We start from the raw sequence: 24,538 nt of genomic DNA on the forward strand, positions 1-24,538 counted from the left end.
TTCGCTCCCGTGCCATGACCATCGTCAGGCCACCGAAGAGGCCACGCGGCCGCCGCTCGGCACGACCGGCCCGTGCCGGTACAGCCGCCGCAACAACACATTCAGGAATTCGCCTTCGCCGTGCCGCAGGAAGAAATGGCCGCCGTCGAACCAGTCGAGCGTGCAGCCCGCGGCGGCCTGTTGCGACCAGGCCTCGACACGGGGCGCGGCAATGTCGTCGTCGCGGCCCGCGAAGGCGTGGATCGGCAGCGGCAGCGGCGCTTGCTCGAGATGGCGGAAGCTTTCGCAGACGCGGTAGTCGGCGGCCAGCACATCGAGGGTGATGCGCATGAGCTCCTCGCTGGCGAAGACCTCCTCGGGCGTGCCGCCCTGCTTGCGCAGATCGGCGATCAGCGCCTGATCATCGTTCTTGTCCTTGAAGCGCTCGGTATCGCGGCACGAAGGCGCGGCGCTGCCGGACACCAGCAGCGCGAGCGGCAGCGCGCGTCGCTCGGCATGCAGGCGGCGCGCGATGCCATAGGCCAGCAGCGCACCCATGCTGTGGCCGAAGAGCGCGAAGCGCCCCTGCATCGACGCGGCCTGCTCGGCGCAGAGCCGAGCCACCAGCGCATCGAAGTCCTCGATGAACGCCTCGCCCATGCGCGCGCCACGGCCCGGCAGCTCCACGGGCACGATCCGCACCCATTGCGGCACCAGACGACGCCAACGCAGGTACATGGTGGCACTCGCACCGGCACAAGGCAGGCACAGCAGCGCAAGCTCCGGCGCGGCCACGCTCAGCCGATCGCGCCTTCGGCGGCCGCGGACCGACCTTCCTGCGCGACCATCCATTCGCGCAGCGAGCGGGGACGCATGTCGGTCCACGTCTGCTCGACGTAGGCCAGCACCGTCTTCTTGTCGCCCTTGACGCCTTCGACGGCGGTCCATCCGCCCGGCACGGCTTTCCAGTGCGGCCAGATGGAATATTGGTCTTCTTGGTTGACCAGAACGATAAAGGTTTCGTCGTCGCGGTCGAAGCAGCTGGTAGACATCGAGGCATCCTTGTGCGGTTGAACAGGAGGAACGCCGGCGATCGGCCCATGCGGCCATCGCTCTGAAGGACGCTCCTGCTCAACAGGACGCTTCAGCGGGTCATCTGTTCATTTCGCACGGGGTCGAAAGCCCCGGATGCGTGCACGGCGGCGGTGCGGCCGCCGCGCGAAGGTGCGTCAGTGCTTGCCGGGCTCGTTGCCGGTGTCGTCGTGAGGAATGTCGTCGCTGCCGATGTCGTTGACCGGCGGCACGATGCCGGCCAGCAACCAGAGGCGGGCCGCCTTGTCGTAGGCGCGCCGGTGGGCCAGATCGGCGGCCAGCCATGTCGTCATCTCGTCCCGCGCCGCGGCGTCGAAGGTGTCGCGGTCGTATTCCCGCTGCACCCACGTCCACGCGGCATTCCAGACGGGATCGTTCTTGTCTTGAGTCATGCCAGAGGGTGGTTCGCGTTGTTCTTGCCGGCGCCTCGCGGCGCCGCACTGCCATCGCAGCAGGCACGAACCATACCAAACCGTACCGATACCCGCCGGCATGGGCGGTCAGCGCGCCGTCAGTCGGCGTCCAGCAGGTGGGCGCAGCCCTTGATGGCGGCCGCGGCGTCGGCGATCAACCCGTTGACGAGGCCCAGCGCGCAGCCGAGCCGCACCGCGATCTCGCGTTGCGTGAGCCCCTCGAGGCGATAGAGCTCGAAGACCAGGCGCGTGCGCGGCGGCAGCTCGGCGAGCGCGCGATCGATCGCATGGATGACCTGGCGCTCGCGCATGCGGCGATCGGGCGTCTCGACGTTCGGGATCTCGAGCACTTCCACATCCACGTCGAAGGTGCGGTAGTTCGCTTCGACGCGATGGCGCCGGCAGTAGTCGAGCGCCATGTTGCGCACCACCTGGCAGCAATAGCCGATGGGCTTGTCGGCCAGTCGCTCCGAAGCGCCGTCGACGATCTTCAGATAGGCATCCTGCACCACGTCGTCCGCCAGATCGGAGGTATTGACGATCTTGCGGGCCACGCGCCACAACTGCGCTCGATGGGCGATGAAGACTTCTCCGAGCGAGGGCTCGGACAAATGCGATGGCATGTGCAACACCTCTGATGAGCGGGACGAAATGGGCGGCGCAAATCCTGCAGATCGCTGATTACTACTTTGGTAATCCAAAGCAGAATACGAATCATTCCTATCTATAACCATGTTTCCGGGCACCTCTGAACTCGCGTTCGGGCGAGGAATCAGGACGAAAAAAACTTGGGGGGGAACTGACGTTGCAGCGGGACCGAAACGATGTTCCGCGAAAGGAACATCAGGCCCGCATTGGCTTGCGCGGTGGCGGGCGATGATAGCTCAGATTGTTTGACAGACATGCGTCAGCGATTGCATGTCGGCCATTGCGCACGTCGATGATTCGACGCGTTGCGTCATTGCATGGAGGCGACTCTCGTTGCCAACCGCGCGACATCGGCGGCCCTCTAGAATTCCGCCCCTCAGTCCGATCGCGCCTCCATGAACATCGTCGTCAACGAAGAACTCAAAGCCTATATCGATCCCCTCACGCCCGAGGAGCACGAAGCCCTCGAGCGCAGCATCCTTACCGAAGGCTGCCGCGATGCGCTGGTGCTGTGGGGGGACGTTCTCGTCGACGGCCACAACCGCTATGCGATCTGCCAGAAGCACGGCCTGCCATTCCAGACCGTGCAGAACACGCGCTTCCAGTCGATCGAGGACGTGCACCTGTGGATGATCGACCAGCACCTGGGCCGGCGCAGCATCTCGGACTTCGTGCGCGGCGTGCTCGCGCTGCGCAAGAAGGACATCGTGACGGAGCGTCGCGCGCGCACGGCGAATGCGTCGTCCGCCACCGCGGATGCCGATGCGCCCACGAGCTCGGCCGCGAGCAGCGACGATGCAAGCGTGCCGCCGCCCGCGCCGCTCAACAGCCGCGAGGCCATCGCCAAGGCCGCGCGCATCAGCAGCACCCAGGTGCAGATGATCGAGAAGATCCAGAAGCAGGCCGCGCCCGAAGTGGTGGCCGCGGTGAAGTCGGGCACCATCTCGATCAACGCCGCCGCTGCCGTGGCGAGCCTGCCCGCCGAGGAGCAGGTGGCTGCCGCGAATGCGGGCAAGGACGAACTGAAGCTCGCGGCCAAGCGTGCGCGCGAAGCGAAGCGCAAGCCGCGCGAGGACGAAGCCGAAACCTCGTCCGACAATGAATCGCCTTTCGAGGCGCCCGATTCCGAGCAGGTTCAGGCGCTGAAGCAGCGCGTGGCGGCGCTCGAAACCGAGAACAAGGCGCTGCGCGAACAGATCGCCACGCTGCAGCTGCAATTGGCCGCCGCCTGAGCGCGCGGCGGCCGGCTTCGCGTCAGAGCGCGATCTCGGTCACCTTCGCGCCCTGCACCGAGACGCCGGCCTCGAGCCCCACGTTCGTCAGCACGAAGCCCACCACGGGCTGGCGGATCGTGTTGGTGTCGATGCTGCCATTGGCGCCGATGGTCGCGACGGCCACCGTGGCATCGGCACCGGCCGTCCATCCCTTGCTGCTGCGGAACTTGTCGAGCGCGGCCTGCGTGGTGAACAGGTAGATCACGGCCTTCGACTGCGCGCCCGCCTGGAAGCCGATCGACCCCGAGGTCGTGCTGTAGTAGGACTGCGTGCGGCCGTTCACGCGCAATGCGCCGCGGCCGTATTCCGCACCCACGCCCATGCTCGCGCCGACCACCGCCGGGAACACCAGCACGCCGCTCGACTTGGCAACGAGCTCGCGCGAACCGCGCACCGAGTCGTAGAGCTTGGACAGCGAGGCATCGACCTGCGCGTCGATCGATGCACGCGAGGACGCGCTGCTGGCCTGGTTGTCGGGACGCGTGGTCGTGCAACCGACGAAGGCGATGCTGCTCGCAGCCACTGCACAGACGACGGCCACCGCACGAAGCGAAGAGATGGGCATGGCGAACTCCTTTGCTGAAAACATGACGCAAACCGCGCCCGCGACGATGCGGGCCTGGCCATGCTACGGCGCGCACATCGCCCCATCGCGCGCTGTGGAAGACCGCCTACGCCAACTCAAGCCGATGCAGAAGGCGCGCTCGAACGGGCCAGCGCCACCGCGTCGGCGCCTGCCGGAAAGCGCAGTTGCCCCGACTCGTCGTTCGCGGCACGCCACACGGTCTCGGCCACGTCGGATGCCGTGGTCACTGCCGAGATGCCCGCGAAAGACGCGAAGACCTGCTGCGCATAGGCCCCATAGGCCGGCGGGATCAAGCCCTCCATGCGCGACTGGCCATTGCTCGTGAAGTTCGTGCTCGGCGCATAGCCGGGCTGCACCAGCTTCACGCGCACGTCGAAGGCTGCGAGCTCGTGCGCCAGCGAACCGGTGAATCCCTCGATGGCCGTCTTGCTGGCCGTGTAGATAGCGACCAGCGGCATCGGTGCCAGCGTGGCGCTCGAGGTCACGTTCACCACAACGCCGGCGCGGCGCGCGCGGAACTGCGGCAGCACCGCCTGCGTCATCGCCATCACGCCGAAGGTGTTGGTCTCGAAGACTTCGCGCGTGGTGCTCATCGGCGTCGCCTCGAAGGCACCGAGCAGTCCGATGCCTGCGTTGTTGACGAGCACGTCGATGGGTCCGCTCGCCTCGAGTGCGGCGGCGACGCTCTGCGGGTTCGTGACGTCGAGGGCCACGATGCGCAGCCCCTCGTCGCGCGGCAGCAGGTCTTCGCGCGGCGTGCGCATGGTGGCGATCACGCGCCAGCCCTGCGACAGGAAATGGCGTGCGGTCTCGAGGCCGTAGCCGGACGAACAGCCGGTGATGAGGACGGTTTTCATGGGTGCTTGCCGAGTGGTTGACATGGGAGCGAACGATATCCAGAGAAAACCGGACCATCTACAATGAAAAGTCCAGGATTCATTTGCGAACGTCCAGCCATGAACGATCCGCTCTCAGAGGTCATCGCGTTGCTCAATCCGCGCGCCGTGTTCTCGAAAGGCATCAGCGGCGCCGGCCGATGGGCGGTCCGCTATTCAGATTTCGGCCAGCCCAGCTTCTGCGCGGTGATCAGCGGGAGTTGCCGCCTCGCGGTCGAGGGCGAGGAAGCCATCGTCCTCGACGCGGGCGACTTCGTGCTCATGCCGGCAACGCCGGGCTTCACACTGTCGAGCTTCGAAGCGGCCGCGCCCGTTCACATCGATCCCAAGCTCGCGCCCGCTCCCGAAGGCGAGGTGCGCCATGGCAGGCGCGATGGTCCGCCCGACGTGCGCCTGCTCGGCGGCTATTTCGTGTTCGATTCGCCCGACGCGGCCTTGCTGGTCTCGCTGCTGCCGACGCTGGTGCACGTGCGCGGCGTCGAGCGGCTCTCGGTGCTGGTGCGGCTGGTCGGCGAGGAGTCGAGCGAGGAGCGCTCCGGGCGCGAGCTCGTGCTTACGCGCCTGGTGGAAGTGTTGCTCGTCGAGGCGCTGCGTTCGTCCTCAAGCGAGGATGCGCCCCCTGGCCTGCTTCGCGGACTGACCGACGCGCGGCTCGCGCTCGCGTTGCGCCAACTGCACGCGGATCCCGCGCGGCCGTGGACCGTGACCCAGCTCGCGCAGAAGGCCGCACTGTCGCGCTCGGCTTTTTTCGATCGCTTCACGCGCGCGGTCGGCCTGCCGCCGATGGAATATCTGCTGGCCTGGCGCATGGCGCTTGCGAAGAACCTGCTCAAGCATCACGACGTCGCGATCGCCGAGGTCGCCGAACGCGTGGGCTACAGCTCGGCGAGCACCTTCAGCACCGCATTCAGCAGGCATGTGGGGCTACCGCCGGGACGCTACGCACGACGTGCGTGATCCTCGCTCGCGGGATCGCATGCACGGGCCTGCTACAATGCGCCTTCGCTCGGAACGCCCGAGCGTTGCCTGGCCAGGCAAGCTGAATCTCACACCAGCGCGTCGAAGTCACTACGACGAGAAAAACAACAATGACTTCCGCAAAGGAATCTTTGCCGTAGCGTGGACCGCGTAAGAGTTCACGACCATATTTTCAAAGCCCGCCTTGTGCGGGCTTTGTTCGTTTGGGGGCGTCGCTAAGTTGTGGCGAGAGTAACTGAGCCCTGGGCGTTGCGAGAACGTGGCGCCGCTGCTGCAGCCCCGAGCAACGGAGCCCGCCAATTGGCCCGCGTTCCTGGAGCCCCCACGAACCTTGAGCTAGCTGTGGGTCACCTCACAACCCCCCACGGAAAACGGTGAAATTTGTCACGATTACAAGCAAATAATGAGTGCAACTTTCGCACTAATTGTTTGGCTATGTCCGTTTTTCAGGCCTGTGATTGCACCGTCGACCATCTCTACCGCGTAGAGCGCCGACCATGGATGCGACTTCTCCCTTGGCTGCGGCTGTACCAATGCGCGAACTGCAAGAAGCTGCAGTTGCACGCCGAGGACGACGTCACTCGAGCCAAAGTCGAGTTCGCGTCCCGATCGCTCAAGAACTCCTACCGCCGCCCCAAGCCCGGGTGAGGACGAGTCGCGATCGAAGACAGCGGCTACCGCACCGTCAGCGCGTCACCGACTCGCTCGCAGGTGGTGCCGGCAATGTGGGCGACGTCAGCGAAGCGCCCCAGCTCGACAAGAGCCGCTCCACTCCCGCCGGTGCCAGGTCGACGATGCCAACCAAATCCATGGAGGGTTCGGCTCGGATCCCCAAAAAGACAAACGGGCTACGCGATTGCTCGCGTAGCCCGTTGCTTTATGTGGCGGAGTGGACGGGACTCGAACCCGCGACCCCCGGCGTGACAGGCCGGTATTCTAACCAACTGAACTACCACTCCTGGTAGACAACGTTCACTCCTTGCGGAGCCGAGTGTTGACGACTCGTGCCTGCTTCACTTGCATGAAACTGGCGACCCTACGGGGATTCGAACCCCGGTAGCCACCGTGAAAGGGTGGTGTCCTAGGCCTCTAGACGATAGGGTCAAAACCTTAGGAACCGTGCTGCGATCAGCACTTCTTCTCTTCTCGACACTTTTGATGGTGGAGGTAAACGGGATCGAACCGATGACCTCTTGCATGCCATGCAAGCGCTCTCCCAGCTGAGCTATACCCCCTCTTTGACATTCCAGTGCTTCTTTTCAGAATCACCTTGTGTCGGTGTCGAGCCTCAAATTATAGACCGGTTTTTAGGCCACTTTCAAACGCTCGATGATTTTTTCTTTAGAAAAAATCGCGAGGACCGCATCGAGCGATGGCGTCTGTGGGGTTCCCATCACGAGAACACGCACCGGCATCGCCAGAGCAGGCATCTTGAGCGAATGCGCAGCCAGGGTTTCCTTGATGGCCGCGGCGATCGTCGCCTTGTCCCACGTCGGAAGGGTGGAGAGTTTATCCGCAAGCGTGGCCACCGCAGGCTTCACCGCATCGGTGATGTGTTGCGCACGATCCGCGTCGCTTGCGTGGACGTCGGCATAGAAGGCCGCGGCCCAATCGGCCAGCGCGACCGTGGTCTCGCAGCGGTCCTTGAACAGCGCGCAGATGGCGGCGAGCCGATCGTCGGCCTCGATGCCACGCTTCTTCAGTTGCGCGGCCACCAGCGGCACGAGCGCGTCATCGGGCTTGGCCTTGATGTACTGCGCGTTGACCCACGCGAGCTTGGCCGCGTCCCATTGCGCGGGGCTCTTCGACAGGTGCGAACCATCGAACCAGCTCACCATCTGCTCGCGCGTGAACAGTTCGTCGTCGCCGTGGCTCCAGCCGAGGCGCGCGAGGTAGTTGAGCATCGCCTCGGGCAGGTAGCCGTTGTCCTCGTAGGCGGTCACGCTCACGGCGCCGCGGCGCTTCGAGAGCTTCTGGCCGTCGTCGCCGAGGATCACGGGCACATGGCCGAACTGCGGCAGCGGCGCGCCGAGCGCGTGGAAGATGTTGATCTGCCACGGCGTGTTGTTGATGTGCTCGTCGCCGCGGAACACGTGCGTGATGTTCATGTCCCAGTCGTCGACCACCACGGCGAAGTTGTAGGTGGGCACACCGTCGGGCCGCAGGATGATGAGGTCGTCGATCTCGCGGTTGTTGATGGTGATCTCGCCCTTGACGAGGTCGTTCCAGGTCACGTCACCTTCGGGCGGGTTGCAGAAGCGCACCACCGGCGGCACGCCCTCGGGCACGGGCGGCAGCACCTTGCCGGGCTCGGGACGCCAGCGGCGGTCGTACAGGGTCTTCTCGCCGCGCGCCTTCTGCGCTTCGCGCATCTCGTCGAGCTCGGCGGGCGTGGCGTAGCAGTGGTAGGCCGTGCCGGCTTCGAGCATCTGCGCGATCACGGCGCGGTAGCGCTCGAGGCGCTGCATCTGGTAGATCGGGCCTTCGTCGTAGTCGAGGCCGAGCCAGTGCATCGACGCGAGGATCTGGTCGGTCGAATCCTGCGTGGAGCGCGCGACGTCGGTGTCCTCGATGCGCAGCACGAACTCGCCGCCGTGGTGGCGCGCATAGGCCCACGAATAGAGCGCGGTGCGCGCGGTGCCCAGGTGCAGGAAGCCGGTGGGAGACGGAGCGATGCGGGTGCGGACTTTGCCGGTCATGGAGGCGGGATTCAGAAATTCAGGGTGGAAAGGCCGCGCGACAGGTCGGCCTTGATGTCGTCGACGTGCTCGAGGCCGACCGCGAGGCGGATCAGGCCCTGGCCGATGCCGGCCGCCTGGCGCTGCGCTTCGGACAGCCGTCCGTGCGAGGTGGTGGCCGGGTGCGAGATGATGGTCTTCACGTCGCCGAGGTTGGTGGCGATGCTCACGACCTCGGTGCTGTTGATGACGTGGAAGGCGTTGGCGCGCGCGGTCTCGGGATCGCCGCCCTTCACGATGAAGGACACGACCGCCCCGCCCTGCCCGGCCTGCTGGCGCATCGCCAGTTCATGCTGCGGATGCGAGGCGAGCCCCGGGTAGTACACGCGCTCGATGCCCGGCTGGGCCTCGAGCCATTGCGCAACGGCCAGCGCGTTCGCGCAGTGCGCCTGCATGCGCACGTTGAGCGTCTCGAGACCCTTGAGCACGACCCAGGCATTGAACGGCGACAGCACCATGCCCGCGGTGCGCACCACCGGGCCGAACACGTCGACGATCAGCTTCGAGGGACCGCAGATCGCGCCCGCCATCACGCGGCCCTGGCCGTCGAGGTGCTTGGTGCCCGAATGGATGATCAGGTCGGCGCCGAGCTCGGCGGGCCGCTGCAGCGCGGGCGAGCAGAAGCAGTTGTCGACCGCGAGCAGCGCACCCGCCTCGTGCGCCACGTCGGCCAGCGCGCGGATGTCGCAGACCTCGGTCAGCGGATTGGTCGGCGTCTCGGCGAACAGCAGCCTGGTGGTGGGGCGCACCGCGGCGCGCCACTCGGCCACGTCGGTCTGCGAGACGAAGGTGGTCTCGACGCCGAACTTGCCGAACTCGCGCCCGATCAGGTTGATGGTCGAGCCGAACATCGAGCGCGAGCACACGACGTGGTCGCCGGCCTTGAGCAGGCCCATGCACATCATGAGGATCGCACCCATGCCGCTGGAGGCGGCGATCGCGGCCTCGGTGCCTTCCATCGCGGCGAGCCGGCGCTCGAAGCTGCTGACGGTGGGGTTCGAGGTGCGCGCGTAGGTGAAGCCTTCCTCGGTGCCGGCGAAGCGGCGGGCCGAGGTCTCGGCGTCGGGCTGCACGAAGCCGCTGGTGAGGTAGAGCGCTTCGGAGTGCTCGCCATGCACGCTGCGTTCGAGCGCGGTGCGCAGGGCCAGCGTGTCGCGGTGCAGGCCGGGAGGCAGGGGTCGATCGGTCACGGAAACTTTCGGGCGCGAGGCCAACGAGGAATGTCGGAAGAAGATCAGCTCAGGTTGGGCAGCGCGAGGCGCGAGGAATCCTCTTCGGTCTCCTCGATGCGCGGGCGGTTGCCGTTCATGCGCGAGATGGCTTCGGTGTCGATGTCGCCGGTGACGTAGACGCCATCGAAGCACGAGGCATCGAAGCCGTCGAGCTTGCCGTTGAGCGAGCCGATGGCGCGCTTCATCGCGTCGACGTCCTGGTAGATCAGCGCGTCGCAGCCGATGAGCTCGCGGATCTCTTCCACGGTGCGGTCGTGCGCCACCAGCTCGTCCTTGGTCGGCATGTCGATGCCGTAGACGTTGGGGTAGCGCACCGGCGGCGCGGCGCTCGCGAGGTAGACCTTGCGCGCGCCGGCGTCGCGCGCCATCTGCACGATCTCGCGGCTGGTGGTGCCGCGCACGATCGAGTCGTCGACCAGCAGCACGTTGCGGCCCTTGAACTCGCTCGCGATCACGTTGAGCTTCTGGCGCACCGACTTCTTGCGCACACCCTGGCCCGGCATGATGAAGGTGCGGCCCACGTAGCGGTTCTTGACGAAGCCCTCGCGGTACGGAATGCCCAGCAGGTGCGCGAGTTGCGTCGCGCTCGGGCGGCTCGATTCGGGGATCGGGATGATCACGTCGATCTGGTTCGGCGGCACGGTCGAGACCACGCGCTTGGCCAGCGTCTCGCCGAGGTTCAGGCGCGCCTGGTAGACCGAGATGCCGTCGAGCACCGAGTCGGGACGCGCGAGATACACGAACTCGAAGATGCAGGGATTGAGCGTGGGCGCCTCGGCGCACTGCATCGAATGGAGCTGGCCCTGCATGTCGACGAACACCGCCTCGCCCGGCAGCACGTTGCGTTCGAAGGTATGGCCAGAACCCTCGAGCGCCACCGATTCGCTGGCCACCATCACGGTGCCGTCGGCGCTGCGGCCGATGCACAGCGGGCGGATGCCGTAGGGATCGCGGAAGGCCAGCAGGCCGTGGCCCGCGATCAGCGACACCACCGCGTACGAGCCGCGCAGGCGCTTGTGCATGCTGCGCACCGCGGCGAAGACCTCGGCCGGGTTCAGCGGCACGCCGTGCGAGGACTGCTCGAGCTCGTTGGCGAGCACGTTGAGCAGCACCTCGGAGTCGCTGTCGGTGTTGGTGTGGCGGTGGTCGGTCGAGAACAGCTCGGCGCGCAGCGCATGGGCGTTCGTCAGGTTGCCGTTGTGCACCAGCACGATGCCGAAGGGCGCGTTGACGTAGAAGGGCTGCGCCTCTTCCTCGCTGTAGGCGTTGCCGGCGGTCGGATAGCGCACCTGGCCCAGGCCCACGCTGCCGGGCAGCGCGCGCATGTTGCGGGTGCGGAACACGTCGCGCACCATGCCCTTGGCCTTGTGCATGAAGAACTTGCGTTCCTGCAGCGTGACGATGCCGGCGGCATCCTGGCCGCGGTGCTGCAGCAGCAGCAGCGCGTCATAGAGCAGCTGGTTGACGGGTGCGTTGCTGACAACGCCGACGATTCCACACATGAAGCGATCCTCTCAGGGCAGGTAGCTTGCCAATTTTTCGGGCAATGCAGGCTTCAGGCTCTGCAATGCCACGTCGAGAACAACGGCGCTGCGCGATTCGTGCCACCAGGCACTGTCGCTCAACGCCAGCAAATGAACAACCACTGCCAACACCAGCAGCGCCACCGCGCCCCGGGCCGCGCCGAAGGCACCGCCCAGGATCCGGTCGACCGGACGCAATCCCACGGCGGCGATCAGCTTGCGCGTCAGCGAGGCCATCAGGCCCACGCCGAACGCGACCGCCACGAACAGCAGCACGAAGGCCAGCGGATAACGCCAGGACGCCTGCGGATCGCCGGCCGGCAACCAGGCCGCCACATCGGACGCGAACCACTGCGCCACCACGAACGCCACCACCCAGCCGATCAGCGAAATCACTTCGAACACCAGCCCGCGCACGAGGCCGAACAGCATCGACACCACGATGAGTGCGACGGCGATCCAGTCGAGCAAGGCCACGGCGACTACAGGCGGTGGCGAATTACAAGGTGAGGATCGCGGCCGACAAAGACAAGGCCTTCACCCGCTCGGCGGCCTTGTCGGCCTCGGCGCGCGAGCCGAAGGGACCGACACGCACACGCGTGCGTTCGCCGTCGGCCGTCTTCGCCACGTTCACATAGGTCTTGAGGCCGGCCTTCTCGAGCTTCTGCCGCACCTCGCGGGCCTTGTCGGCATCGGCGAAGGCACCGACCTGCACCACGAAGCGGCCGTTGTCGTCGGACGCGGCGGCGGGCTTGGGCGTGGCGGGCGCGGCGGCGATCGGCTTGCCTTCGAGCAGCGCGCGGGCACGCGCGCCGTCGTCGACCGCGGCGGGCTTGGGCGCGGGCTTCGGTTCCGGCTTGGCCTCGGGCTTGGGTTCGGGCTTGGGTTCGGGCTTCGGCTTGGGCTCGGGCTTGGCTTCGGGCTTGTGTTCCGGCTTGGGCTCCGGTTTCGGCTCGGGCTTGGGTTCGGCCGGCTTGGCCGGCGCGGGAGCCGGCGCCTGCGCGCTGTTGACCGGCCGGCCCGAGGCATCGATCTCGGTGCCGTCGGCGGTCTCGGTGATGATGCCGCCGCTCGATGCGGCCGGGGGACGCGACGGCGTCGCGGCGGCCACGCGGGTGTCGCCGTTGTCGCTGCCGCTGGTGGCGGCCGGCGCGGGTGCCTGGGGCACCGGCAGCGGCTTGACCTTGTTGCGGTCGGGAATCTCGATCGGGATGTCGACCGACACCGGGCGCGGCTGGGTGTCGAACAGCAGCGGGAAACCGATCACGCCCAGCAGCACCAGCACCGCGGCGCCCAGCAGGCGGTGGCGGGCGCGACGGCGCATGGATTCGACACTTTCCGCCGGCACCGCAGCCGGTGCGCTGCGTCCTTCGTTGCCTTGTGGGCCGCGCGCGCGGAACTTGAAAAACGCCATGAAGTTCGGTCCCTGAAGGAGTGCTGCGAGTGATGCGGGAAGCTGCGGAATCCGGCGCGATCGACCTGCGAATCAGCCGCCGGGCGACAAGGTTGAGGACAGGTGTTTGGCTTGCAGCCGGGGGGTGCCATGCTCGAGCACGCCGCCCACGGTGAAGAACGATCCGAAGACCACGATTCTATCAGCGGGGTCCGCGCGCTCGATGGCCGCCTGGAGCGCCTGCATGGGGTCGGCGAAGACCTCGCCGGCGGCGTCCTTGCGCGTGTTCTGCGCCTGCCATGTCGCCAGCAGGTCGGCCGCCTTGGCGGCGCGCGCGGTCGGCAGGTCGGTGAAGTACCAGCGGTCGATCAGCGGCCCGATGCGCGCGAGGATCGGCGCCAGGTCCTTGTCCGCCATCACGCCGAACACGGCATGGGTGGTCGGGTAGAAGCCCATCGCGTCGAGGTTCTCGGCCAGCGCGGCCACCGCGTGCGCGTTGTGCGCCACGTCGAGCACCAGCACCGGCTGGCCCGGCACGATCTGGAAGCGCCCCGGCAACTCGACCATCGCGAGGCCGCTGCGGATCGCCTGCGCCGTCACCGGCAGCTGCTGGCGCAGCGACTCGAGCGCCGCCAGCACGCCGGCCGCGTTGACCAGTTGGTTGGCGCCGCGCAGCGCCGGATAGGCCAGCCCGCTGTAGCGCCGGCCGCGGCCGCTCCAGCCCCATTGCTGCTTGTCGCCCGACACGTTGAAGTCGCGTCCGAAGCGCCAGAGGTCGGCGCCGATGGCCTCGGCATGGTCGATCACGCTCTGCGGCGGCATCGGGTCGCTCACGATGGCCGGCTTGCCGGCGCGCAGGATGCCGGCCTTCTCGAAGCCGATGCTCTCGCGGTCGGGGCCGAGGAACTCCATGTGGTCGAGGTCGATGCTGGTGATCACCGAGCAGTCGGCATCGATGATGTTGACCGCGTCGAGCCGGCCGCCGAGGCCGACCTCGAGGATCGCCACATCGGGCTTCTCCTCGATCATGCAGCGCAGGATGCCGAGCGTCGTGAACTCGAAATAGGTCAGCGGCATGTCGCCCCTGGCCTTTTCCACGGCTTCGAAGTTTGCTATCAGTTTGGAAGCATCGACGGATTGGCCCGACAGGCGCAGCCGCTCCTCGAAATGCACCAGGTGGGGCGAGGTGAAGACCGCCGTGCGATAGCCGGCGTGCATCAGGATCGACTCCAGCATGGCGCAGGTCGAGCCCTTGCCGTTGGTGCCGGCCACCGTGATCACGGGGCAGCCGAAGCGCAGCGCCATGCGCTGGGCCATCTCGCGCGCGCGCTCGAGTCCGAGCTCGATGTTCTTGGGATGCAGTCGCTCGGCGCGCTCGAGCCAGTCGTTCAGGGTTTCCATGGAGGCCGGGATTGTCGCCCACCCGCCGCTCGCGCATCATCGGCGCCATGACAACCCCTTCGACCACTCTGTACGGCATTCCGAACTGCGACACCGTCAAGCGCGCCCGCGCCTGGCTCGATGACCACGACATCGCCTACGGCTTCCACGATTTCAAGAAACAGGGCGTGCCCGAGGCCGAGCTCGACCGCTGGCTGGCCGCGCTGGGCTGGGAAACGCTGGTCAACCGCCGCGGCACCACTTGGCGCAAGCTCGACGACGCCACGCGCGAATCGGTGGTCGACGCCGCCTCGGCGCGCGCCGTGCTGCTCGCCAATCCCAGCCTGATCAAGCGGCCGGTGGTGGACTGGCACCAAAAGGCGCGCCAAGCCGACATCACCGCGGGTTTCGACGCCGAACAATGGGCCAAGACGCTGTAAGCGACTGTGAAAACCGTGCTGTGAACGCCGTGTAAATGCCGGAACCCGCCTGGCGGGCCGGCGTCGAACCCGGACCGGGCGCAGCTGGGCTCCCCTCGCAGCGCACCGCGTCCGATCCGCAGGAGTCTCCAACATGAATACCCAGACCATCCGTACCGTCCTCGGCCTCTCGCTGGCCGGCGTCCTCGCCGCCAGCGCGGGCATGGTCCATGCCCAGTCGGGCCAGACCGTGCAGGCGCGCGTGCTCTCGGCCACGCCGGTGCGCGACAGCACCGGCACCAGCTACAACGTCACCTACGAGTACAACGGCCGCCGCTACACCACGCGCACCGACTACCAGCCGGGCGCCACCATCCCCGTCGAGGCCAATGCCTATGGCGTGACCACCGCGCCGGTGACGCCGCAGAACCAGCTCACGCCCTACCCGGTCGAAACCGACAACCGCGGCTATGCGCAGCAACCGCCGCAGCAGCAAGGCCAGCAGTACGCCACGGGCTCGCCCTGGGACGACGTCGTGCCCGAGCCGGGCGTGGTGGTGTCGGGCACGCAGCCGGCCCCGGTCTATGCCCAGCCCGCCTACCCGGCCGCGGTCTATCCGGCGCCGGTCTACGTGCAGCCGGCCTATGCCTATCCGCAGCCCTACGTCTATCCGCCGGTCGGCATCTCGCTGAACCTCGGCTACTCGCGCGGCTGGGGCGGCGGCTACCGGGGCTACGGCGGTTACCGCGGCGGCTACGGCGGCTGGCGCGGCGGCGGCTACCACGGCTGGCACCGCTGAGGCGGCCGGCCGGCCAGGCGCCGCCGGCCAAGCCCCTAAAATCGAGGACTTCTCCAACCCCTGAGGGGTGCGCCGCCTGCGCGGTGCCGTCCTCGACCAGCCGAACGCCCCCGGCGCCGGCGCCATTCCATGACGATTACCGACACCCTGAACAGCGCCGCTGTGGCCACCAAGGCCAATGTCTACTTCGACGGCAAGTGCGTGAGCCACAGCCTCACGCTGGCCGACGGCACGAAGAAATCGGTCGGCGTGATCCTGCCGTCCACCCTGACCTTCAACACCGGCGCTCCCGAGATCATGGAAGGCACCGCCGGCAGCTGCGAATACCAGCTCGCGGGCACCACAGAGTGGATCGCCTCCGGCCCCGGCCAGAAGTTCGACGTTCCGGGCAACTCCAGCTTCCAGATCCGCGTGAGCGGCGAGCCCTACAGCTACATCTGCCACTTCGGCTGAACCGCACGGAGCCTCCCAGCATGTCGACCATCCTCCAAAACGTTCCCGCCGGCCAGAAGGTCGGCATCGCCTTCTCGGGCGGCCTCGATACCAGCGCGGCGCTGCACTGGATGCGCAACAAGGGCGCGATCCCCTACGCCTACACCGCCAACCTCGGCCAGCCCGACGAGCCCGACTACGACGAGATCCCGCGCAAGGCGATGCTCTACGGCGCCGAGAACGCGCGCCTGATCGACTGCCGCGCGCAGCTCGCCAACGAAGGCCTGGCCGCGCTGCAGGCCGGCGCCTTCCACGTCACGACGGCCGGCGTCACCTACTTCAACACCACGCCGCTGGGCCGCGCGGTCACCGGCACGATGCTGGTGTCGGCCATGAAGGAGGACGACGTCCACATCTGGGGCGACGGCAGCACCTACAAGGGCAACGACATCGAGCGCTTCTACCGTTACGGCCTGCTGACCAACCCGAGCCTGAAGATCTACAAGCCCTGGCTCGACCAGGTCTTCATCGACGAGCTCGGCGGCCGCGCCGAAATGTCGGCCTTCATGCAGCAGGCCGGCTTCGCCTACAAGATGTCGGCCGAGAAGGCCTACTCGACCGACTCCAACATGCTCGGCGCCACGCACGAGGCCAAGGACCTCGAGCACCTGAACAGCGGCATCCAGATCGTGCAGCCGATCATGGGCGTGGCCTTCTGGAAGGACGAGGTCGAGGTCAAGCGCGAAACCGTCTCGGTGCGCTTCGAGGAAGGCGTGCCGGTCGCGCTCAACGGCGTGAGCTACCCCAACCTGGTCGAGCTGATCCTCGAGGCCAACCGCATCGGCGGGCGCCACGGCCTGGGCATGAGCGACCAGATCGAGAACCGCATCATCGAGGCCAAGAGCCGCGGCATCTACGAGGCCCCCGGCCTCGCGCTGCTGTTCATCGCCTACGAGCGACTGGTGACCGGCATCCACAACGAGGACACCATCGAGCAGTACCGCGACCACGGCCGCCGCCTGGGCCGCCTGCTCTACCAGGGCCGCTGGTTCGACCCGCAGGCCATCATGCTGCGCGAAACCGCCCAGCGCTGGGTGGCGCGCGCGATCACCGGCGAGGTCACGGTCGAGCTGCGCCGCGGCAACGACTACTCGATCCTCAACACCGAGTCGCCGAACCTCACCTACAAGCCCGAACGCCTGAGCATGGAGAAGGTCGAGGGCGCATTCACGCCGCTGGACCGCATCGGCCAGCTGACGATGCGCAACCTCGACATCGTCGACACGCGCGAGAAGCTCGGCATCTACACCAAGACCGGCCTGCTGGCCTCGAGCCAGGGCGCGGCGCTGCCGAAGCTCACGAACGACGACAGCGGCAAGGGCGAGTAAGCCTTTCCAAGCCGCAACGAAAAAGCAGGCCTCGCGCCTGCTTTTTTTTCTTTGGTGCCACCGTTACGGGGCGCTCAGTCCCCGCCGCCTCCGCCCCCGCAACCCCCACCGCAACCGCCGCCATCGCCACCGCCCGAATCCCCGCCGCCGCCATCGCCGCCGCTCGATTCGCTGCCGCCGAAGCCGCCCGCGTCGCCGCCACAGCCACCGCTCGACGAGCCGCCTTCGCCGAAGCTCGTGCCGCAGTGGGCATCGGAGCCGGCCTGCCGGTCGATGTCGCGGCAGTCGGGCACGTAGTTGAAGCCGCCCTCGATGCCGAACTTGACGTCGAGCGCGAACAGCAGCGGCAGCCGCGCCGGCTTGCGCGGATCGATGCTCTCCTCCTTGCAGGCCCAGTACCAGCTGCGGCGCAGTCCGTCGTTGCGCTTGGGGTCGCGCCCCAGCACCTCGGCCGGCGTGTGGTGCAGCAGGCCACCGAAGGCCGCCTGGCACCAGTGCTGGTAGCCCTGGGTATGGAGGATGAACTCGTGCCAGGCGGTGTCGGCCACCTTCGAGGGCATGCCGACGAACTTGCGCCCGCTGCGCAGGTGGGCCATGAAGAACTGCCGCAGGCCGCGCAGCACCAGCTCGGCGTCGCGCCGGCTCAGTTGCGGATGGGCCGCGATCAGCTTGTGGACCAGGAAGGGCGGCAGCCGCGCCTCGCGGATGAACTGGCGGCGCAGGCTGGTCTCGAACCAGCCCATCACCGCCACCAGCAGGCCGATGCCGATGAATCCCAGCGCCACGCTCCACCAGCGCCCGCGCGAGAACACCAGCGCGGCGATCGCCGCCAGGATCACGAGCCGCCGCAGCCACACCAGCGCGGAAATGCGCCGGCGGTAGTTCAGGTGCAGGAAGTCGAGATCCATGCGGCCAGGCCGGGACGATGCCGGGTCAGACCACCACCGGCTCGGGCTCCAGCCGGATGCCGAAACGCTCGTACACGCTGGTCTGGATCGCCTTGGCCAGCGTCATCACCTCGCCGCCCGTCACCGGGTTCTCGTTGCCGCCGCGGTTGACCAGCACCAGCGCCTGCTTCTCGTAGACGCCGGCATTGCCCACCGACTTGCCCTTCCAGCCGCAGGCGTCGATCAGCCAGCCGGCCGCGAGCTTGATGCTACCGTCGTCCATCGGGTAGTGCACGATCTTCGGCTCGCGCGCGATGATGTCGGCGCACTGCTCGGGCGTGACCGTTGGGTTCTTGAAGAAGCTGCCCGCGTTGCCCAGCACCCGCCAGTCGGGCAGCTTGGCGCGGCGGATGGCGCAGATCCAGTCGAAGATGTCGTTCGCATCGGGCGTGAAGTTGCCGGTTTCCTCCATCCTGCGTTCCAGGTCGAGGTAGCCCGCCACCGCCTTCCAGGGCTTGGGCAGCCGGAAGCGCACGCGCGTGATCAGCGCGCGGCCCGCGAGGCCGAAGTCGTTGGCGCCACCCGCGCCGCGCACGTGCTTGAACACCGAGTCGCGGTAGCCGAAGGCGCATTGCGCCGCGTCGAGCGTGAAGCTGCGGCCGGTTTCCAGATCGAAGGCATCGAGCGAATCGAAGCGGTCCTGCAGCTCGACGCCATAGGCGCCGATGTTCTGCACCGGCGAGCCGCCCACCGTGCCCGGGATCATCGCGAGGTTCTCGAGCCCCGGGTAGCCCTGCGCCAGGGTCCACTGCACGGTGTCGTGCCAGACCTCGCCGGCGCCGGCCTCCACGATCCAGGCGCGCGGGGTCTCCTCGACCAGCCGGCGGCCCTGGATCTCCACCTTCAGGACCAGCGGCTTCACGTCGCCGGTCAACACGATATTGCTGCCGCCGCCCAGCACGAAACGCGGCGCGTCGCGCCATTCGGTGTCGGCATGCAGCGCGGCCAGGTCGGCCTCGCTCGCGATGCGCACCAGGTGCTGCGCGCGCGCGACGATGCCGAAGCTGTTGTACGGCTGCAGCGGGACGTTGTGCTCCACGATCATGGGAGAATTGTCGCATCCAGCTACCGTGACATCTGAGGAGAGCCCATGCCGTCTTTCGACACCGTCTGCGAACCCAATCTGCCCGAGGTCAAGAACGCCGTCGAGAACACCGCCAAGGAAATCGCCACCCGTTTCGACTTCAAGGGCACCGCGGCTGCCGTCGAGCTCAAGGACAAGGAAATCACCATGACCGGCGATGCCGAGTTCCAGCTCGTGCAGGTCGAGGACATCCTGCGCAGCAAGCTCACCAAGCGCAGCGTCGACGTGCGTTTCCTCGACAAGGGCGACGTGCAGAAGATCGGCGGCGACAAGGTCAAGCAGGTCATCAAGATCAAGAACGGCATCGAGGGCGACATCGCCAAGAAGATCCAGCGCCTGATCAAGGACAGCAAGATCAAGGTGCAGGCCGCGATCCAGGGCGACGCGGTGCGCGTCACCGGCGCCAAGCGCGACGACCTGCAGGCCGCCATGGCGCTGATCAAGAAGGACGTGCCGGATACCCCGCTGTCCTTCAACAACTTCCGCGACTGAGCCCCGGTCCATGAAGGCATTCGCCGTCGCCGCGCTCGTTCTGGCCGCGGTGGCGGCGCCGTCGGCCCAGGCGGCCGACTCGGTCATGCTGACCGGCACCATCGGCAGCCGCGCGATCCTGATCGTCAACGGCAGCGCGCCCAAGACGGTGGCGGTGGGCGAAAGCTTCCAGGGCGTGAAGCTGGTCTCGCTGCAGTCCGAGCAGGCGGTGGTCGAGTCCGAGGGCAAGCGCGTCACGCTGCGCATGGACACGCCCGTGAGCATCGGCGGCAGCGGCCCTTCGGGCGGCAGCGGCAACCGCATCGTGCTGCCGGCCGACAGCCGCGGCCATTTCATGACCCAGGGCCTGATCAACGATCGCCCGGTCACCTTCATGCTCGACACCGGCGCCACCACGGTCGCGATGTCGGTCGCCGACGCGCAGCGCATCGGCCTCGACTACAGCAAGGGCCGGCCAGTGCAGGTCAACACCGCCAACGGCGTGGCGCCCGGCTATCTGCTGCGGCTGCGCTCGGTGCGCGTGGGCGACGTCGAGGTCTACGACCTCGAGGCCATCGTCTCGCCGCAGTCCATGCCCTTCGTGCTGCTGGGCAACAGCTTCATCAACCGCTTCTCGATGCGGCGCGACGCCGACCAGATGGTGCTCGAGAAGCGCTATTGAGAAAGCGCGGCCCGATCAGGCCTGCGCCGCGGTCACCACGATCTCGATCTTGTAGCCGGCATTGGCCATCTTGGCCTGCACCGTCGCGCGCGGCGGCGTGTTGCCGGCCGGGATCCAGGCGTCCCAGACCTCGTTCATCGCCGTGATGTCGGCGATGTCGGCCAGGAAGATCTGCGTCATGAGGATGCGCGACTTGTCGCTCCCGGCCTCGGCCAGCAGCCGGTCGACCATGGCCAGCACCTGCTGGGTCTGGCCGCGGATGTCCTGCGTGGTGTCGTCGGGCACCTGGCCCGCGAGGTAGATGGTGCCGTTGTGCACCGCGGTCTCGGAAAGACGCGGTCCGACGTGGAAGCGGGTGATGGTGCCCATGGTGATCCTTCAGTCCTTTTTCTTTTTGGAGCCCAGTTTGGACTCGGTGCCGGCGGCGAGCCGGCGGATGTTCTCGCGATGCCGCCAGATCAGCAGCAGGCTCATGACGATGATGGCGACCAGCGCCGTGCGGCTCAATGGCCACGCGATGCCGCCGCCGATCAGGTAGTAGGCCGGCGCGAAGAAGGCGGCGACCAGCGAAGAGAGCGACGAGTAGCGAAAGAACACCGCGATGATCAGCCAGGTGGCGCCGGTCGCGAGCCCGAGCCAGGGCGCGATGCCGACCAGCACGCCGGCGGCCGTCGCCACGCCCTTGCCGCCCTGGAAGCCGAAGAACACCGGGTACAGGTGGCCGAGGAAGGCGGCCACGCCGGCCACCGCGGCCACGCCGTCGTCCAGGCCCCATTGCGCGCCCCAATGACGGATCACGAACACCGGCACCCAGCCCTTGATCGCGTCGAGCAGCAGCGTGGCCAGCGCCGCGCCCTTGTTGCCCGAGCGCAGCACGTTGGTCGCGCCGGGGTTCTTGCTGCCGTAGCTGCGCGGGTCGGCCATGCCGAGCGCCCTGCTCACGATGACGGCGAAGGACAGCGAGCCGAGCAGGTACGACGCCACGATGGCGATCAGGGTAGGCAGGTGAAAGGTCAAGGCGGGTCTCCGCGGATCGGTGTTGTTCTTCGGGGGACGCATCGCCGCGCCGATGCGCCCCGGGCGGGACGCGCAGCGCCGGCGATCGAATCGCAGGAGCCGGCTATTCTGCCAGCGCGCACTCCACCGGCGTCGCGCCCAGCAGCTGCACGCACACCTGCGGGTCGATGCCGATCAGGTAGCCGCGCCGCCCGCCGTTGAGCACGATGCGCGGCAGCGCGAGCACCGTCGCCTCCACGTACACCGGCATCTCGCGCTTGGTGCCGAAGGGCGAGGTGCCGCCCACCATGTAGCCGCTGTGGCGCTGCGCCACCTCGGGCTTGCAGGGCTCGACCGACTTGGCGCCGATCTGGCGCGCGAGGTTCTTGGTCGACACGGTGCGGTTGCCATGCATCAGCACCACCAGCGGCTTGGCGTCCTGGTCCTGCATCACCAGCGTCTTGATCACCATGAACGGATCGAGCCCCAGCATCTCGGCGCCGCGCTGGGCGCCGCCGTGCTCCATGTATTCGTAGGGGTGCTCGGTGAACGCGACCTGGTGGGCGCGCAGCAATTGGGTGGCGGGCGTCTCGGAGACGTGGGCGTTCTTCTTGGCCATGGCAAACGGTAAGGACAGCACCCCTTCAGGAGCGTTTCAGCAAAAAACTTATTGTTTTACGATAAACTCTTATCGATTCACAACCAACATGGGTGCGCCATGCAGCATACGCCAGCCCCGCCCTCGCTCCATCTCGCGCGGCATGCCCGCGTCGTCCAAGCGCTGGCCCTCGCGGGCGCGGTGCTGCTCGTCGTGCAGCCGCTGCTCCTGCTGCTGGCCCACCGCTGGGAATGGACCGGCTTCCTCGGCGCCGCGAGCTTCCTCGGCCTGCCCGGCCCGCCGCCCGACGAGGCCGCGCGCTGGCGCACCGCGCTGGTCAGCCTGCTGCCCGTGGGCGGCGGCCTGTACGCGCTGCGGCAGATCTGGCGGCTGTTCGGCGAGTACCGCCACGGCCGCGTGTTCGGTGCCGCCGCGCAAGACGCGCTGATGCGCTTCGCCTGGGCCGTGCTGCTGCTGTCGCTGCTGCTGCCGCTCGCGCGCGGCCTCATGACCGTGGCGCAGAGCCTGGGCAATCCGCCGGGCCAGCGCTTCCTGGCGCTGAGCTTCTCGTGGTTCGACGGCCTGCACATCCTGTTCGGCGCGGTGCTGGTGGCGATCGCGCGCGTCATGGTCGAGGCACGGCGCCTGGCCGACGACAACGCGGGCTTCGTCTGAGCGATGCCCATCGTCGTCAACCTCGACGTGATGCTGGCGCGGCGCAAGATGCGCTCGCGCGAGCTGGCCGAGCACGTGGGCATCACCGAGCAGAACCTCTCGCTGCTCAAGAGCGGCAAGGTGCGCGGCGTGCGCTTCGACACGCTGGAGCGCATCTGCGAGGCGCTGCAGTGCCAGCCGGGCGACCTGCTCGAATGGCGGAGCGACGCGGGCGACTGATGCGGCGGCTGTTCCTGCCGGCGCTCGTGCTGGCCGTGGTCGCCGCGCACGTGGCGGTGCTGTGGCTGCTGCTCGTGGCGATGCGGCCGCACGCGCGGCCGGTCTTTCCGGTGCAGCGGGTCGTCGAGATCGCATGGGTCGATGTGCCGAAGCCGCGCGCAGCGCCGGTGCGGGTGGAGCCCAGGGCATCGCCCCCTGCAACGCCACGCGTCCGGGCTGCGCCCACACGCAGCGCGACAAGGCCCGAACCGGCACCGCGCGATGCCATCGCCGCCCCGGCCGAAGCGCCCGCTGCAGTGGCATCACCGCCCACCCCGCTGATCCTGAATTCCGAAGCCACCCGCCGCGCGCTGCGCGACAGCGATCGCGCACCCTCGTTCGCCGAGCGCGCCAACCAGGCCTTGAACCCGGCCGGCACGCGCGCCGCGCTCGATACGCGCCTGAGCGCGGGCCTGTCGAGCGCCGCGCGCGGCGACTGCATGAAGGGCCAGTTCAAGGGCGGCGACATGGGCCTGCTGAGCCTGCCCGCGCTCGCGCTGGCGGCCGCGCGCGGCGAATGCGCGCGCTGAACGAGAAGATCAGGCCGCGGGGTCGCGGATCTCCCAGCGGATCGCGTCGATCTGCGCCAGCAGCTCGGGCGACAGCGTCGTGCCCCAGGCATCGATGTCCTCGTCGAGCTGCTCGACCGTGCGCACGCCGATGATGGTGCTCGCCACCTGCCACTTGGTGTAGCAGAAGGCCAGCGCGAGCTTCACCGGCGTGAGGCCGTTGTCGAGCGCGAGCTGGTTGTAGCGGCGCGCGGCCTTGAGCGCGTCGGGCCGGCCCCAGCGCAGCTTGCGCACCGATTCGTAACGCGTGATGCGCGCTTCCTGCGGCGCGTCCGGCCCGGTGATGCCGCTCTGGTCGTACTTGCCGGTCAGCAGGCCATAGGCCAGCGGCGAATAGGCCAGCAGCGACACGCCGAGCCGGTGCATGGTTTCGTCGAGGCCGTTCTCGGCGCCGCGGCTCGCGAGGTTGTAGACGTTCTGCACCGTCGCCACGCGCGGCAGCCCGTGCTCCTCGGCCAGCCGCACGAACTCGTGCACGCCATAGGGCGTCTCGTTCGACAGGCCGATGGCGCGGATCTTCCCGGCCTTCACCAGCCCGGCCAGCGCCTCGAGCTGTTCGCGGATCGGGGTCTGCGAGACCTCCTTGGCCGGGTCGTAGTAGATGTTGCCGAAGGCCGGCACATGGCGCTCGGGCCAGTGGATCTGGTAGAGGTCGATCACGTCCGTCTGCAGGCGCTTGAGGCTCGCCTCGCACGAGGCCACGATGTCCGCGCCCGTCATGCCCACGCCTTCGCGCACCCAGGGCGTGTTGCGCAGCGGGCCCGCGACCTTGCTCGCCAGCGTCAGCTTCCGGCGCGCGCCGGGGTTGGCCGCGAACCAGTTGCCGATGATGGTTTCGGTCGCGCCGTAGGTCTCCTGGCGCGTGGGCACCGAGTACATCTCGGCCGTGTCGATGAAGTCGACGCCGCGCTCGAGCGAGCGCGCCAGGATGGCGTGGGCCGTGGGCTCGTCGACCTGCTCGCCGAAGGTCATGGTGCCGAGGCAGATGGGCGTGACGTGAAGGTCGCTCTGACCGAGTCTGATTTTTTGCATGCGCGGAAATGTACCGCCGGGCTCCGCGGCGCGCTGGCGGTGGCGCCAAACCCGAG

At 67.8% G+C, this 24,538-nt stretch carries 29 protein-coding genes and 3 tRNA genes; 11 read left to right on the forward strand and 21 right to left on the reverse strand.

The window, feature by feature from the left end; translation table 11 throughout:
• Positions 1 to 24: 24 nt before the first annotated feature.
• From AC07RM_RS33810 to AC07RM_RS33825, 4 genes are all read right to left on the reverse strand, one after another.
• Positions 25 to 774 (reverse strand): thioesterase II family protein, encoded by a 750-nt coding sequence (locus tag AC07RM_RS33810; protein ID WP_495337264.1) that lies wholly within the window; start codon positions 772 to 774, stop codon positions 25 to 27.
• Between the two features lie 2 nt (positions 775 to 776).
• A complete protein-coding gene (locus tag AC07RM_RS33815; protein WP_495337265.1) occupies positions 777 to 1,031 on the reverse strand; it encodes an MbtH family protein in 255 nt (84 codons plus the stop codon).
• 177 nt (positions 1,032 to 1,208) lie between these two features.
• Positions 1,209 to 1,463 (reverse strand): DUF4880 domain-containing protein, encoded by a 255-nt coding sequence (locus tag AC07RM_RS33820; protein WP_495337266.1) that lies wholly within the window; start codon positions 1,461 to 1,463, stop codon positions 1,209 to 1,211.
• A gap of 119 nt (positions 1,464 to 1,582) precedes the next feature.
• Positions 1,583 to 2,107: a sigma-70 family RNA polymerase sigma factor gene (locus AC07RM_RS33825; RefSeq protein WP_495337267.1), complete on the reverse strand. Its 525-nt coding sequence runs from the start codon at positions 2,105 to 2,107 to the stop codon at positions 1,583 to 1,585.
• A 420-nt stretch (positions 2,108 to 2,527) separates the two neighbouring features.
• Here AC07RM_RS33825 and AC07RM_RS33830 point away from each other — a divergent pair, with 420 nt between their 5' ends.
• The gene (locus AC07RM_RS33830; protein WP_495337268.1) at positions 2,528 to 3,364 is read left to right on the forward strand and encodes a plasmid replication/partition related protein; all 837 of its coding nucleotides are present in this window, start codon (positions 2,528 to 2,530) and stop codon (positions 3,362 to 3,364) included.
• 22 nt (positions 3,365 to 3,386) lie between these two features.
• Here the strand turns inward: AC07RM_RS33830 and AC07RM_RS33835 are convergent, their stop codons facing one another.
• Together AC07RM_RS33835 and AC07RM_RS33840 are read right to left on the reverse strand one after the other, a co-directional pair.
• Positions 3,387 to 3,971, reverse strand: a complete 585-nt coding sequence (locus AC07RM_RS33835) for a BPSL1445 family SYLF domain-containing lipoprotein (protein ID WP_495337269.1) — start codon at positions 3,969 to 3,971, stop codon at positions 3,387 to 3,389.
• A 116-nt stretch (positions 3,972 to 4,087) separates the two neighbouring features.
• Positions 4,088 to 4,849: an SDR family oxidoreductase gene (locus AC07RM_RS33840; protein ID WP_495337270.1), complete on the reverse strand. Its 762-nt coding sequence runs from the start codon at positions 4,847 to 4,849 to the stop codon at positions 4,088 to 4,090.
• Positions 4,850 to 4,948: 99 nt separating this feature from the next.
• Between AC07RM_RS33840 and AC07RM_RS33845 the strand changes: the two genes are divergently transcribed.
• A complete protein-coding gene (locus AC07RM_RS33845) occupies positions 4,949 to 5,845 on the forward strand; it encodes an AraC family transcriptional regulator (protein WP_495337271.1) in 897 nt (298 codons plus the stop codon).
• A gap of 903 nt (positions 5,846 to 6,748) precedes the next feature.
• Here AC07RM_RS33845 and AC07RM_RS33850 read toward each other — a convergent pair.
• From AC07RM_RS33850 to folC, 9 genes are all read right to left on the reverse strand, one after another.
• Positions 6,749 to 6,825, reverse strand: a tRNA-Asp gene (locus AC07RM_RS33850).
• Positions 6,826 to 6,894: 69 nt separating this feature from the next.
• Positions 6,895 to 6,970, reverse strand: a tRNA-Glu gene (locus tag AC07RM_RS33855).
• A gap of 55 nt (positions 6,971 to 7,025) precedes the next feature.
• Positions 7,026 to 7,101: transfer RNA gene (locus AC07RM_RS33860), tRNA-Ala, on the reverse strand.
• Between the two features lie 72 nt (positions 7,102 to 7,173).
• Positions 7,174 to 8,565, reverse strand: a complete 1,392-nt coding sequence (gltX, locus tag AC07RM_RS33865) for a glutamate--tRNA ligase (RefSeq protein WP_495337272.1) — start codon at positions 8,563 to 8,565, stop codon at positions 7,174 to 7,176.
• Positions 8,566 to 8,576: 11 nt separating this feature from the next.
• Entirely contained in the window at positions 8,577 to 9,794 is a 1,218-nt protein-coding gene (locus AC07RM_RS33870) for an O-succinylhomoserine sulfhydrylase (protein ID WP_082321975.1), read from the reverse strand.
• A 44-nt stretch (positions 9,795 to 9,838) separates the two neighbouring features.
• Positions 9,839 to 11,338: an amidophosphoribosyltransferase gene (purF, locus tag AC07RM_RS33875; RefSeq protein WP_208507909.1), complete on the reverse strand. Its 1,500-nt coding sequence runs from the start codon at positions 11,336 to 11,338 to the stop codon at positions 9,839 to 9,841.
• 12 nt (positions 11,339 to 11,350) lie between these two features.
• Positions 11,351 to 11,836: a CvpA family protein gene (locus AC07RM_RS33880; RefSeq protein ID WP_495337273.1), complete on the reverse strand. Its 486-nt coding sequence runs from the start codon at positions 11,834 to 11,836 to the stop codon at positions 11,351 to 11,353.
• 22 nt (positions 11,837 to 11,858) lie between these two features.
• Complete coding sequence (locus AC07RM_RS33885; RefSeq protein ID WP_495337274.1) at positions 11,859 to 12,773, reverse strand: SPOR domain-containing protein; 915 nt, start codon at positions 12,771 to 12,773, stop codon at positions 11,859 to 11,861.
• A gap of 72 nt (positions 12,774 to 12,845) precedes the next feature.
• Entirely contained in the window at positions 12,846 to 14,165 is a 1,320-nt protein-coding gene (gene folC / locus AC07RM_RS33890; protein ID WP_296778954.1) for a bifunctional tetrahydrofolate synthase/dihydrofolate synthase, read from the reverse strand.
• A 35-nt stretch (positions 14,166 to 14,200) separates the two neighbouring features.
• Between folC and AC07RM_RS33895 the strand changes: the two genes are divergently transcribed.
• From AC07RM_RS33895 to argG, 4 genes are all read left to right on the forward strand, one after another.
• Positions 14,201 to 14,572: an ArsC family reductase gene (locus tag AC07RM_RS33895; RefSeq protein WP_398501165.1), complete on the forward strand. Its 372-nt coding sequence runs from the start codon at positions 14,201 to 14,203 to the stop codon at positions 14,570 to 14,572.
• A 133-nt stretch (positions 14,573 to 14,705) separates the two neighbouring features.
• Positions 14,706 to 15,350, forward strand: a complete 645-nt coding sequence (locus tag AC07RM_RS33900; protein ID WP_495337275.1) for a hypothetical protein — start codon at positions 14,706 to 14,708, stop codon at positions 15,348 to 15,350.
• Positions 15,351 to 15,479: 129 nt separating this feature from the next.
• Positions 15,480 to 15,803, forward strand: a complete 324-nt coding sequence (ppnP, locus tag AC07RM_RS33905) for a pyrimidine/purine nucleoside phosphorylase (protein WP_093340218.1) — start codon at positions 15,480 to 15,482, stop codon at positions 15,801 to 15,803.
• Positions 15,804 to 15,823: 20 nt separating this feature from the next.
• On the forward strand, positions 15,824 to 17,170 hold the full coding sequence (argG, locus tag AC07RM_RS33910; RefSeq protein ID WP_093340219.1) for an argininosuccinate synthase: 1,347 nt from the start codon (positions 15,824 to 15,826) through the stop codon (positions 17,168 to 17,170).
• Positions 17,171 to 17,244: 74 nt separating this feature from the next.
• Here the strand turns inward: argG and AC07RM_RS33915 are convergent, their stop codons facing one another.
• On the reverse strand, positions 17,245 to 18,078 hold the full coding sequence (locus AC07RM_RS33915; protein WP_495337276.1) for a glycine-rich domain-containing protein: 834 nt from the start codon (positions 18,076 to 18,078) through the stop codon (positions 17,245 to 17,247).
• Between the two features lie 25 nt (positions 18,079 to 18,103).
• Positions 18,104 to 19,162 carry a UDP-N-acetylmuramate dehydrogenase gene (gene murB / locus AC07RM_RS33920; protein WP_490879214.1) on the reverse strand — a complete coding sequence of 353 codons (1,059 nt, stop codon included), beginning with the start codon at positions 19,160 to 19,162 and terminating at the stop codon, positions 18,104 to 18,106.
• Positions 19,163 to 19,207: 45 nt separating this feature from the next.
• Between murB and AC07RM_RS33925 the strand changes: the two genes are divergently transcribed.
• Both AC07RM_RS33925 and AC07RM_RS33930 read left to right on the forward strand, forming a co-directional pair.
• Positions 19,208 to 19,693 (forward strand): YajQ family cyclic di-GMP-binding protein, encoded by a 486-nt coding sequence (locus AC07RM_RS33925; RefSeq protein WP_093340224.1) that lies wholly within the window; start codon positions 19,208 to 19,210, stop codon positions 19,691 to 19,693.
• Between the two features lie 10 nt (positions 19,694 to 19,703).
• Entirely contained in the window at positions 19,704 to 20,354 is a 651-nt protein-coding gene (locus tag AC07RM_RS33930; protein ID WP_296796907.1) for a retropepsin-like aspartic protease family protein, read from the forward strand.
• 15 nt (positions 20,355 to 20,369) lie between these two features.
• Here the strand turns inward: AC07RM_RS33930 and AC07RM_RS33935 are convergent, their stop codons facing one another.
• The 3 genes from AC07RM_RS33935 to AC07RM_RS33945 all read right to left on the reverse strand — a co-directional run bounded on the left by AC07RM_RS33935 (position 20,370) and on the right by AC07RM_RS33945 (position 21,969).
• On the reverse strand, positions 20,370 to 20,723 hold the full coding sequence (locus AC07RM_RS33935; protein WP_093340227.1) for a RidA family protein: 354 nt from the start codon (positions 20,721 to 20,723) through the stop codon (positions 20,370 to 20,372).
• Positions 20,724 to 20,732: 9 nt separating this feature from the next.
• On the reverse strand, positions 20,733 to 21,371 hold the full coding sequence (plsY, locus tag AC07RM_RS33940) for a glycerol-3-phosphate 1-O-acyltransferase PlsY (RefSeq protein WP_093340229.1): 639 nt from the start codon (positions 21,369 to 21,371) through the stop codon (positions 20,733 to 20,735).
• Between the two features lie 103 nt (positions 21,372 to 21,474).
• The gene (locus AC07RM_RS33945; protein WP_208507902.1) at positions 21,475 to 21,969 is read right to left on the reverse strand and encodes an aminoacyl-tRNA deacylase; all 495 of its coding nucleotides are present in this window, start codon (positions 21,967 to 21,969) and stop codon (positions 21,475 to 21,477) included.
• 99 nt (positions 21,970 to 22,068) lie between these two features.
• Here AC07RM_RS33945 and AC07RM_RS33950 point away from each other — a divergent pair, with 99 nt between their 5' ends.
• Genes AC07RM_RS33950 through AC07RM_RS33960 form a run of 3 tightly spaced genes read left to right on the forward strand, consistent with a single transcriptional unit; the run spans position 22,069 to position 23,411 of the window.
• Positions 22,069 to 22,623, forward strand: a complete 555-nt coding sequence (locus AC07RM_RS33950; RefSeq protein ID WP_495337277.1) for a DUF2975 domain-containing protein — start codon at positions 22,069 to 22,071, stop codon at positions 22,621 to 22,623.
• Positions 22,624 to 22,626: 3 nt separating this feature from the next.
• Positions 22,627 to 22,842 carry a helix-turn-helix domain-containing protein gene (locus tag AC07RM_RS33955; protein WP_093340234.1) on the forward strand — a complete coding sequence of 72 codons (216 nt, stop codon included), beginning with the start codon at positions 22,627 to 22,629 and terminating at the stop codon, positions 22,840 to 22,842.
• Positions 22,818 to 23,411, forward strand: coding sequence for a hypothetical protein (locus tag AC07RM_RS33960; protein ID WP_495337278.1), 594 nt, complete (start codon positions 22,818 to 22,820; stop codon positions 23,409 to 23,411). Before AC07RM_RS33955 ends, AC07RM_RS33960 begins: the two co-directional genes overlap by 25 nt.
• A 9-nt stretch (positions 23,412 to 23,420) precedes the next feature.
• Here AC07RM_RS33960 and AC07RM_RS33965 read toward each other — a convergent pair whose 3' ends face one another.
• Complete coding sequence (locus AC07RM_RS33965) at positions 23,421 to 24,482, reverse strand: aldo/keto reductase (RefSeq protein ID WP_495337279.1); 1,062 nt, start codon at positions 24,480 to 24,482, stop codon at positions 23,421 to 23,423.
• Between the last annotated feature and the right edge of the window lie 56 nt (positions 24,483 to 24,538).

The organism is Variovorax sp. GW821-FHT09B05, from assembly GCF_059418265.1.

What these genes read in the sequence shown, in the direction of transcription:
- AC07RM_RS33830 (WP_495337268.1), top strand. Translation starts at nt 2,528, where the DNA reads ATGAACATCGTCGTCAACGAAGAACTCAAAGCCTATATCGATCCCCTC.
- AC07RM_RS33885 (WP_495337274.1), bottom strand. Translation starts at nt 12,773, where the DNA reads ATGGCGTTTTTCAAGTTCCGCGCGCGCGGCCCACAAGGCAACGAAGGA.
- ppnP (WP_093340218.1), top strand. Translation starts at nt 15,480, where the DNA reads ATGACGATTACCGACACCCTGAACAGCGCCGCTGTGGCCACCAAGGCC.
- AC07RM_RS33925 (WP_093340224.1), top strand. Translation starts at nt 19,208, where the DNA reads ATGCCGTCTTTCGACACCGTCTGCGAACCCAATCTGCCCGAGGTCAAG.
- AC07RM_RS33835 (WP_495337269.1), bottom strand. Translation starts at nt 3,971, where the DNA reads ATGCCCATCTCTTCGCTTCGTGCGGTGGCCGTCGTCTGTGCAGTGGCT.
- AC07RM_RS33930 (WP_296796907.1), top strand. Translation starts at nt 19,704, where the DNA reads ATGAAGGCATTCGCCGTCGCCGCGCTCGTTCTGGCCGCGGTGGCGGCG.
- argG (WP_093340219.1), top strand. Translation starts at nt 15,824, where the DNA reads ATGTCGACCATCCTCCAAAACGTTCCCGCCGGCCAGAAGGTCGGCATC.
- AC07RM_RS33820 (WP_495337266.1), bottom strand. Translation starts at nt 1,463, where the DNA reads ATGACTCAAGACAAGAACGATCCCGTCTGGAATGCCGCGTGGACGTGG.
- AC07RM_RS33915 (WP_495337276.1), bottom strand. Translation starts at nt 18,078, where the DNA reads ATGGATCTCGACTTCCTGCACCTGAACTACCGCCGGCGCATTTCCGCG.
- AC07RM_RS33845 (WP_495337271.1), top strand. Translation starts at nt 4,949, where the DNA reads ATGAACGATCCGCTCTCAGAGGTCATCGCGTTGCTCAATCCGCGCGCC.
- AC07RM_RS33825 (WP_495337267.1), bottom strand. Translation starts at nt 2,107, where the DNA reads ATGCCATCGCATTTGTCCGAGCCCTCGCTCGGAGAAGTCTTCATCGCC.
- gltX (WP_495337272.1), bottom strand. Translation starts at nt 8,565, where the DNA reads ATGACCGGCAAAGTCCGCACCCGCATCGCTCCGTCTCCCACCGGCTTC.
- AC07RM_RS33900 (WP_495337275.1), top strand. Translation starts at nt 14,706, where the DNA reads ATGAATACCCAGACCATCCGTACCGTCCTCGGCCTCTCGCTGGCCGGC.
- AC07RM_RS33955 (WP_093340234.1), top strand. Translation starts at nt 22,627, where the DNA reads ATGCCCATCGTCGTCAACCTCGACGTGATGCTGGCGCGGCGCAAGATG.
- purF (WP_208507909.1), bottom strand. Translation starts at nt 11,338, where the DNA reads ATGTGTGGAATCGTCGGCGTTGTCAGCAACGCACCCGTCAACCAGCTG.
- AC07RM_RS33840 (WP_495337270.1), bottom strand. Translation starts at nt 4,849, where the DNA reads ATGAAAACCGTCCTCATCACCGGCTGTTCGTCCGGCTACGGCCTCGAG.
- AC07RM_RS33815 (WP_495337265.1), bottom strand. Translation starts at nt 1,031, where the DNA reads ATGTCTACCAGCTGCTTCGACCGCGACGACGAAACCTTTATCGTTCTG.
- AC07RM_RS33935 (WP_093340227.1), bottom strand. Translation starts at nt 20,723, where the DNA reads ATGGGCACCATCACCCGCTTCCACGTCGGACCGCGTCTTTCCGAGACC.
- AC07RM_RS33945 (WP_208507902.1), bottom strand. Translation starts at nt 21,969, where the DNA reads ATGGCCAAGAAGAACGCCCACGTCTCCGAGACGCCCGCCACCCAATTG.
- AC07RM_RS33960 (WP_495337278.1), top strand. Translation starts at nt 22,818, where the DNA reads ATGGCGGAGCGACGCGGGCGACTGATGCGGCGGCTGTTCCTGCCGGCG.
- AC07RM_RS33950 (WP_495337277.1), top strand. Translation starts at nt 22,069, where the DNA reads ATGCAGCATACGCCAGCCCCGCCCTCGCTCCATCTCGCGCGGCATGCC.
- AC07RM_RS33895 (WP_398501165.1), top strand. Translation starts at nt 14,201, where the DNA reads ATGACAACCCCTTCGACCACTCTGTACGGCATTCCGAACTGCGACACC.
- AC07RM_RS33965 (WP_495337279.1), bottom strand. Translation starts at nt 24,482, where the DNA reads ATGCAAAAAATCAGACTCGGTCAGAGCGACCTTCACGTCACGCCCATC.
- murB (WP_490879214.1), bottom strand. Translation starts at nt 19,162, where the DNA reads ATGATCGTGGAGCACAACGTCCCGCTGCAGCCGTACAACAGCTTCGGC.